Source organism: Leptothoe sp. ISB3NOV94-8A (genome assembly GCF_043421595.1).
Taxonomy (GTDB): domain Bacteria; phylum Cyanobacteriota; class Cyanobacteriia; order Phormidesmidales; family Phormidesmidaceae; genus Leptothoe; species Leptothoe turfae.
Map to the genome: position 1 here is coordinate 32,511 of NZ_JAXSQW010000003.1, position 8,298 is coordinate 40,808.

The 8,298-nt window shown below is 49.8% G+C and carries 6 protein-coding genes; 2 read left to right on the forward strand and 4 right to left on the reverse strand.

Features of this window, described 5'->3' with window-relative positions:
- Positions 1–150 precede the first annotated feature (150 nt).
- Entirely contained in the window at positions 151–1,782 is a 1,632-nt protein-coding gene (locus SPB21_RS32655) for a tetratricopeptide repeat protein (RefSeq protein WP_499869200.1), read from the reverse strand.
- Positions 1,783–1,950: 168 nt separating this feature from the next.
- Positions 1,951–2,994: a GNAT family N-acetyltransferase gene (locus SPB21_RS32660; RefSeq protein WP_499869201.1), complete on the reverse strand. Its 1,044-nt coding sequence runs from the start codon at positions 2,992–2,994 to the stop codon at positions 1,951–1,953.
- Positions 2,995–3,102: 108 nt separating this feature from the next.
- On the opposite strand from SPB21_RS32660, the gene SPB21_RS32665 reads away from it, so the two are divergent.
- Positions 3,103–3,474 carry a four helix bundle protein gene (locus tag SPB21_RS32665; protein WP_499869203.1) on the forward strand — a complete coding sequence of 124 codons (372 nt, stop codon included), beginning with the start codon at positions 3,103–3,105 and terminating at the stop codon, positions 3,472–3,474.
- A 263-nt stretch (positions 3,475–3,737) separates the two neighbouring features.
- A complete protein-coding gene (locus SPB21_RS32670) occupies positions 3,738–4,370 on the forward strand; it encodes a Uma2 family endonuclease (RefSeq protein WP_499869205.1) in 633 nt (210 codons plus the stop codon).
- A gap of 371 nt (positions 4,371–4,741) precedes the next feature.
- Here the strand turns inward: SPB21_RS32670 and SPB21_RS32675 are convergent, their stop codons facing one another.
- Positions 4,742–5,656 carry a hypothetical protein gene (locus SPB21_RS32675; protein WP_499869207.1) on the reverse strand — a complete coding sequence of 305 codons (915 nt, stop codon included), beginning with the start codon at positions 5,654–5,656 and terminating at the stop codon, positions 4,742–4,744.
- 262 nt (positions 5,657–5,918) lie between these two features.
- Positions 5,919–8,285 carry a hypothetical protein gene (locus SPB21_RS32680; RefSeq protein ID WP_499869209.1) on the reverse strand — a complete coding sequence of 789 codons (2,367 nt, stop codon included), beginning with the start codon at positions 8,283–8,285 and terminating at the stop codon, positions 5,919–5,921.
- Positions 8,286–8,298: the final 13 nt, after the last annotated feature.

Genomic DNA, 8,298 nt, shown 5'->3' on the forward strand with positions numbered 1-8,298 from the left:
TGGGGGAGGGGGGGAATTAACGAGTGATGAGTAACAAGTAGAAAGTAAAAAGTAAAAAGTGGCGAGTAACAAGTAACAAGTAAAAAGTGGCGAGTAACAAGTAACGAGTAACAAGTAACGAGTGACGAGTAACAAGTTAGGGGATGGTTTCTAACTATTTATGTTGGCTAGTAGTTTGTTGGCTTGTTTGTGGTTGGGGTCTTGGTTGAGTATTTGTTTGAGGAGGGTGTTTGCGCGGTGGGTGTGGTTTAGGTGCTGGCTGCATAGGGCTGTGTTGAGCAGGGTATTAATTTGTGGGCCGTGGAGTTGTAGTGATTGTTCGAAGTAGGTTAGGGCTCGCTGGTAGTCTTGGAGTTGATAGCAGAAACTGGCTAGGTTAAAGGCAAAGTCGTTGGTTTCGCCGATGGGGAAGTAGCGCTGCCAGACTTGGTCGATGGTGGTTAGGAGGGCGGTTTGTTCCTGGGGGGTAATATCGGGGATAAGCTGCTGCAGCCGGGGGAGGTAGCGGTTAAATTGATGGCTGTCGTACTGGCTGAGGCGTAGGTAAGCCAGAATGTCGGCCACTGTTGTTTGGTCCAGAGTGTTGCGTACGTGTTTGGTAATGCGGAAAAAGTCGTCGGGGCCAAAGGTTTGGATGTAGTGCTCATAGGCCCACTGGGTGTGGTGGTAGCGCTCTGGATGCTGGCCCATGATCAGGGCGATGACGCAGAGGCTGTGGTGGGATGTCGGCATCAGGGCAATGCCTCCCTGCTGTTGGCAAAGGGTTTGGAATAGGCCGTAGTTGACGCTAAGGGAGAAACAGCCGTGGTGGGTGACTAGCCTGGGGGGGCGATTGCCCTGGAGGTGGCTGAGGTCGAGTTTGCCTTTGTCAGCGGAGAGTAGGAGCAGTCCTTGTTGGGATAGTGCCTGCAGTCGTTTGAGACAGAGAAAGCCAATGTTGGGCACCAGCAGGTGAGTGTCGGTGAGGCGATTTTTATAGTGCCGCAGTAGGGTCTGCAGAGTGGAGTCTAACCGGCTGAGATCGGTGGGTTGGTAGTCGTAGTGGAGTTCGATATGCTCCAGCAGTTTTGCCTTGGCAAGGGTTTGGGGATTTTGTTGGCAAAATAGGGAGACAAGGCAGGTTTTGATCTCACCGTTATTGATGTAGTAAAGGTCCTGGGGGATGCTGTCAAAAAGATAGTTGGCGATCACCACCAGGGGGCGTTCAAGGGTGCTGGGTCTGATGGTTTTTCCGCTATGGTGCAGGGTAAGGTGGTTGTCGTTGTTGATATCAAAGCGAGCGGTATCGAGGATGCCCTGTTGGAAGAAGGGTTGAAACTGAGGATGACGCTCCCAGGCATCAAGGTTGGCCTGGGCAAAGTCGGTGAGGATATAGCGAAAGTGGGTAAGGGGAACTTGGTGTTGCTGAGAGAGCTGGGTGAGGTGGGTGAGAAACTGAAAAGCAAAGCGCCCGGAACCTGCACCCAGTTCACATAGATAGAAGGGTTGGGTACTGTTAATGTGCTGGCTCTGATCTTGCCAATGGGCAAAGACGACTTCTGCGTAGGCAGTGGCGATGGTGGGGTTACTGGTGATGTAGTGGGGCACTTCGCCCTGGGACCATGCGTTTATACCACGCTGGGTGAAGTAGTCGCGCTGTAGGCTCCATAGTAGAGACTGGGAAAATGGCTGAGATTTTTCGATACAGTAGCCTCGGTGGTCGTTGCTGCTGGGGGCGACGTAGCCGTTATGGGTTCGGTGTTTGGAGTGTCGTTTTCGTTTTTTGCCGATGCAGTGGGCCATGGGAGTGGGAAGTAAAGAGTAAAGAGTAAAAAGTAAAGAGTAAAAAGTTGGATGGGTTGGCGTTGTGAGAAAAGTGAGAAGTAATAAGTGAAAAGTAATAAGTTAGCTGGACTGGGTTTTCTGCATACACACTTGTTACTCTCTACTTGCTACTTTTTACTTTCCCTCTCACGCCGCTAGTCCAACCCCTCTCCTCCCCACCGACACCACCTGTCCTTCAAAATCGCGTGCTATAAAAAGTCGATTTATTTCGGAAAGTAACGTCTGATGGCTTTTCTGGTTGCCTCGATAAAATATATCTTCTTCATAGGCTGGGTTATCGGGGAGGACTACTTTTAGGGGTACGGGTTGAAAGCCAATTTTGGTGAGGGCTTTGCGGGAGGGGATGTTGTGGCGATAGGTGGTGGCGTAGCAGCAGCGTAGGCCTAGGTGACGGCGTGCCCAGTTGAGCAGGGTGGTGACGGACTGGGGGCCGTAGCCGTGGCCTTGAAAGTTTTTGCCGAGCCAGTAGTGGAAAAAGCCGATGTGTTTGAAGTGTTCGAGGCCGACGGAGCCGATCAGGCCCCAGTGTCGGTGGTTGACGGCGAACAGGTGTTTGGTAGCTGTTTGGTTGGTGTGGAGCCATTGTTGCCAGTCTTCGTCTTCGTCATTGTTAAAGTCGGGCAGGTTACATAGCTCGGCAATGGTGGGGTCGGCGTATTGCCAGAGAAAGGTGTCTTGGTGGTGGCTTTGGAGGGGGGTGAGGATAAGTGGATCGGTTTGTAGGATGTCGATGCCGTTGGGTAGGGTTTTGGTTTGTTTTTGGAGTTGTTGGTAGGTGTCGAGGAGGTGTGGAGGTGGCTGGTCGGTCTGGTTAATGGCTCTCTGTAGGGTTTGTTGGGCTAGGTGGTACAGGCCGAGGTGTTGGTAGGCTTGGCTGAGTAGGTGTAGGTTGTTGAGGCTGTTGCGAGAGGGTTTGTTGCTGATGGCTCGGTCGAGGCGGGTTTGGTATTCTTGGCAGCAGTGGATGATTAGGGGCCAGTCTTGTAGGTGCTTGCAGGCTTTGATTAGGAGGAGGATGGTGGTGGTGGGGAGGGTGGGGAAAAGGTTGTTTTTGGTGTTGGGGAAGAGTTTTTGGCGTAGGTGGGTGATGTGTTGGTGTCGTTGTTGAGGGGTGATGGGTTGGTGGTAGAGGGTTTTGAGGGTTTGGTGGTAGATGGAGGAGGAGGGCATGGTGGGGGAGGGGGTGGGGTGGGAGTAATAAGTGGCAAGTAACGAGTAACGAGTAACGAGTAACGAGTAACGGGTAACGGCTAGTGGGTTTGGGTTTGGGGGGTGTTTATGGGTGATCGGATTAGTATTCAGGAAAGGTCTGAGTTATTTGCGGTTAGGGTGGTTAGGGCTTATGGGGAGTTGAGTAGACGATCGTTTGATGATGCTGGGAGGGTTTTGTCTAAGCAGTTTTTGAGGGCTGGGACGAGTATTGGGGCGAATTGTGCTGAGGCAGAATTTGCTCAGTCGCGTAAGGATTTTATTTCGAAGTATTCGATTGCTCTCAAGGAGGCGTCGGAGTGTCGTTATTGGATCAAATTATTGATTACGTCTGGAGTTGTTGCTGAACAACAATTCTCGCCAATGCTTTCGGAATTGAATAGCATTATTGGGATTCTTGTGTCGAGTATAAAAACGTTGAAAGAAAAGAGTAACGAGTAACAAGTAACGAGTAGCAAGTAACAAGTAGCGAGTGTCGAGTGTCGAGTGAAAAGTAACAAGTAACGAGTAGCAAGTAACAAGTGTCGAGTGGCGAGTTTATCAACGGAAAACTCTACCTACCTAAACTTTTTACTCGTTACTTTTCACTTATTACTTTTCACTGCCCTCATAACCCAGCCCACCCAGCTTTTTACTCTTTACTTTTTACTCCCTCCTACAGGCTTAAGATAGACTTAAAACCGTAGATAGACAGTGAAACGGTTATGGTTCAGGCGCGGATACCAAATCCGATGAGCTTTGAGGACTTCCTGGCGTGGTATCCGGAGGATGGACGCCGGTTTGAGTTGATTGAGGGGTGTGCTGTTGAGATGTTACCGACCGGACCTCATGAGGATGTGGCTGGCTTTATCAGTGCAGAGTTAAGTTTTGAAATTCGGCGGCATCAGCTGCCTTATTCGATTCCTCGTACTTGCTTGGTTAAACCTCGCTCGGAAGGTTCAGGATATGTGCCAGATGTGGTTATTCTGAATCGTGATTTATTGCAGCAGGAGCCACGTTGGCCAACGGCGTCGGTGATTCAGCGGGGGGAAACGGCTCCGTTGGTGGTTGAGGTGGTTAGTACGAACTGGCGTGATGATTATGGTCATAAGTTTGTGGAATATGAGGCGATGGGGATTGCTGAATATTGGATCGTGGATTTTCGGGCTTTGGGTGCGGTGCGGCATATTGGGAAGCCGAAACAGCCAACGATCACGATTTGTCAGCTTGAAGCGGAAGAGTATACGATACGACGATTTTTGGCTGGGGAGCGGTTGGTTTCTGGCATATTTCCTGAGTTAGCGTTGACGACAGATGCGGTTTTTGCGGCGGGGGAGGGAGGGGCGAGGGGGAAGTAAAAAGTAACAAGTAGCGAGTAACAAGTTTATAAACAGAAAACGCTATCTACTCAAACTTCTTACTTGCTACTTTTGCCTAAACTTGTTACTTGTTACTCCTTACTTTTTACTTTTTATTCCTCTCTGCATTGAGACATATGTGAATCGTTGGTGGCGGTGGGTTAGGGGTGGGTTAGATGGATTGTTATCATCATGGCCGGTTGGGGTTTTAATGGGTGATGCGGTGCGTTACGGCGAGGCCTAACGCACCCTACCTGGCTTTACGGAGCCTATCGTGCTACCATGAATATTATCCTCGGGTTTGCCGCCCCGTATAGTTGTATCTCCTGGGGGCTTTCGAGTTCTCCTGAACGTGAGTTTGATTGCAGTCTTCACCCTCCTACGCCGATGTGGAAGACCCGGATATTATTGTTTTCGTCTAGACTAAACGCAACGGTTTGGGTCTTCGTGTTCCCGCTTGCATTAGTTTTATCATCTTCTTTTATGTAAGTATAAAGGGTGTCACTTGGTTGGATCTCGAAAGCATAAACATCGCCTTCGTATTTTATCTCTGCGTTCTCGTCGGGTGGCTGTAATGTTATCGCGTCTGGGGCCATAAGGAAACGACTTGTCAGTGTGTTTATGACCGTCTCTTTTAATTTTTTGATATCCACATCGTTCTTAATATGCGCTTGATAACGATTCCCGGTTAAAAGCCATTTTTGGCGCTTTTGTTGTTCCATCCCTAACTCGTGTGCTTTGGTCTTGGCCATCTTTGGGAGGTGGGTCCCGCGCATCACGATATAGCCGGCGTCTCGTTCTGTCTCGTATTCTGTTAATTTTGAATCCACGTTGCGCCTTTTGTCGTGCTCGGCGTCCATGGCTTCGATCCATTGCTGTCTGGTCTCGGCCATCCTCCTTAAGACTGTATTGTACATGTTGGTTAAGTCATTGGCTTGTTGTTTCAACTCTTGTATCTTTACCTCTAGCGGTCGTGCTTTCTTTTCCCATGTCTCATATGATGTTTTTTGGTTTAGTTGGTCGATGTCGTCGGGTAATGTCGCAGCCTTTTCTGCCCGCGCGGTTTCTAAATCCTGGTATTTTTGATTTAAATCCAGTTGCATCTTCGCGTTCATCTCCTGTAGATCCAGGATGGTCCCGACATCTTCTACTTGCTGGTCTCTTATCCTTGATAATCTGTTCTTGTTGGCTGTTTGCACGGCATATTGCATCTTGCCCCTCTCTTTGAGCCATTCCTTTGGGTTTGTTTTGCGGAGTTTCTTTTTTTGTCTTTGGTTGGATGACATTGGTGTGCCTCTTGTTTTTTGTCGATATTTGTTGGTATGCCGGTCGGACACAACGGGTGTTTCATCGGTGTCGAAACCGGTTGTCCCATGTTAATGATTCTATCTCGTCGTGGTGTGGTTTCTGTCGTGGGTCCTCGTTGTGTTCGGCCTCAGCTATACCCACTTCATTGTGTTCGGTTTCAGTTGTATGGTTGTTTTGCCCCATGCCAAGGATTTATCGCTGATATAATTTGGACAGTTTGTGGGGTTTCGTTTAGAGGGCCTAGGCTGGATAGTTTTGGCGTTGGGCTGATTCTGGCAATGATCCTGCGGTTGGAATGCGTTTTGCTCCTCCGTCTGGTCTTTGGAATATACCATCCCCACCTTTCTTTCCATTATCATTCGTATCGTGTCTATAAGGTCGCAGTTGTACTACCCGTCTGCGTTGACTCCGCTGTGCACGACGTAACGCCCGATCCGCCAAATCATCCTTCAGGGCCGTACGGCGACGCTGGCTTTCATGCTTATCCACCACATCATCCGGGATATAAAACCCCTGCGCGCGCTCCTCATCCGTCGCCTCACTTTCCCTCGGTACATAATCTGTCTCTCCTGCTTTTGTAAGCATCGCAAAAACTTTACGGTTGTGTTTAACATCAAACCTTGGCGCATCATTACGCATCGCATTCACCGGACCCAGGGGAACAGTTTGACTGATCTTCCCATCCTCCACATATCGCCCTTCCGAACGCTCCTTGGCCGTGGCTTGACTCTGCTTCGGCCAGTACTGTGTACTACCATCTTCCGCTGTCACCGCAAACAGATCCCTCCGCTGACCAAAGTCATATCGAGGCAATCGGTCCTGCACCTCCTCCGCTATCGAATCTTTCTCCGGGATATATTTCCCCCTCAGCAGTTCCTGTTCTGTGGCCTCTCTTTGTAGGGGCAGATATTCCGTTTTCTGTTTCCCGAACCCGTTGGTAAGTGTGGTAGCAAACACCATCCGTCCCGAAGGAAACTCGGTAACCGTTGGTCGCTTATACTGCGAGGCGTCTTCGATGGTATTTACCGGATCTTTGGCCGCAAAACCTTCCAGATATCTCCCCTCAGCTAGCTCTTGGGCGGTAGCCTGATTTTGTTTTGGAAAGTATTGAACACTGCCGTCGGCAGCTTTCGCCGCAAACAGTTTGCGTTCCGGATTATCTGGGTCTTTTCGGGGTGGTTGAAATAACTCTTCCCCCGCGATTGAGGCTTTCTCTGGAATATACTTCCCAGCATTAAGCTCCTCCATTGTAGCCTCACTTTGTCGAGGTAGATATTCTGTTTTTATTTTGTTACCATCGCTGTCTAGTACGGCTGTAGCATATACAGTCCGTCCCGTACGAAACTCTGTTACCGTAGGACGGTCTCCTTCCAGCTCAAATGGCTCCAGCAGCCGATTGACGGGAGCTTTTGCGGCAAATCCATCCAAATATCGGCCTTCTGCCAGTTCTTGGGTCGTGGCCTGATTCTTACGAGGTAAATATTGAGTTTTACCATCTGGCCCCGCGGTGGGAAACAACGTGCGATCTGGATTATCCGGGTCAGATTGGGAGGGTTTGTCCAGCACCTCCCCTGCGATTGAGGCTTTCTCTGGAATATACTTGCCAGCATTGAGTTCTTCTATGGTGGCGTCACTTTGTCGGGGCAGATATTCTGTCTTGGTCTCTTCGCCTGTATTGCTCAATGCGGCAGTCGCAAATAACGTCCGCCCTGTTCTGGCTTCAGTGGTAGTAGCTGGCTTGCCGTTCAGGTCCGCTGGATCTTTTAGCTTGTTAACCGGATCCTTGGCAGCAAATCCGTCTAAATATCGACCTTCTGCCAGTTCCTTGGCTGTAGCCTGATTCTTTTTTGGATAGTATTGAATACTGCCGTCTGGTGCCTGGGTGGCAAACAGTTTACGATTGTTGTTATCTTCGTCAATCTTGGGAGGCTGATCTAATTCGTCGCCGACGTTGGAAGATTTTTCTGGAATATATTTCCCAGCACTTAACTCCAGGGGCGATGCCTCACTCTGGCGGGGGAGATATTCTATTTTCTCTTTACCTGGACTGTTTGTTGTTGTGGCAAATAATGTGCGCTCTGTCTTGGCATCGGTGACGGTGGGTTGCTCAAAGTTTGATGCATCAGCAATGGTATTCACCGGCTCGCTGCGGACCGCCTCATCGTCTACAAAATTGCCCGCCTCGATTTCAGACTCACTGGCTTGACTCCGAGCTGGCAGGTACTTTGTTTTTCCCCCCTCGGTGACCGGATAGATCATCCGTCCTTTGCCCAGATCGATTTTGGGCTTCGGTGTTTTGGCCGATTGAGTCTGAGTGTTATCCTGGCTGGCCTTTTGTCGCCGTAAACCCGGCGGCTTTGCCACCGTAAGTGTTGAACTTCGTGAGACTACGGCATTCGCTCGTGCCCGTCGCGCTTCCACCCGACCCAATGTGGGAGCACTCTGACTGCGGGACCGTCGAGAGACTCCCCCTGAACCATCACTGTTGCCTCCTTGGGTTAAACGACGACGGCTGGCACGACCCTTGAGGAGCTTCGTGCTTTGGCTTCGTTTAAGCGCATCTTGCTTCTTTTTACGTTTTATTTTTTTCGTACGTTGGCTAGGCATAATCTCACCTCAT

Coding starts and splice junctions, on each gene's coding strand:
- SPB21_RS32655 (WP_499869200.1), bottom strand. CDS start 1,782: ATGGCCCACTGCATCGGCAAAAAACGAAAACGACACTCCAAACACCGA.
- SPB21_RS32660 (WP_499869201.1), bottom strand. CDS start 2,994: ATGCCCTCCTCCTCCATCTACCACCAAACCCTCAAAACCCTCTACCAC.
- SPB21_RS32665 (WP_499869203.1), top strand. CDS start 3,103: ATGGGTGATCGGATTAGTATTCAGGAAAGGTCTGAGTTATTTGCGGTT.
- SPB21_RS32670 (WP_499869205.1), top strand. CDS start 3,738: ATGGTTCAGGCGCGGATACCAAATCCGATGAGCTTTGAGGACTTCCTG.
- SPB21_RS32675 (WP_499869207.1), bottom strand. CDS start 5,656: ATGTCATCCAACCAAAGACAAAAAAAGAAACTCCGCAAAACAAACCCA.
- SPB21_RS32680 (WP_499869209.1), bottom strand. CDS start 8,285: ATGCCTAGCCAACGTACGAAAAAAATAAAACGTAAAAAGAAGCAAGAT.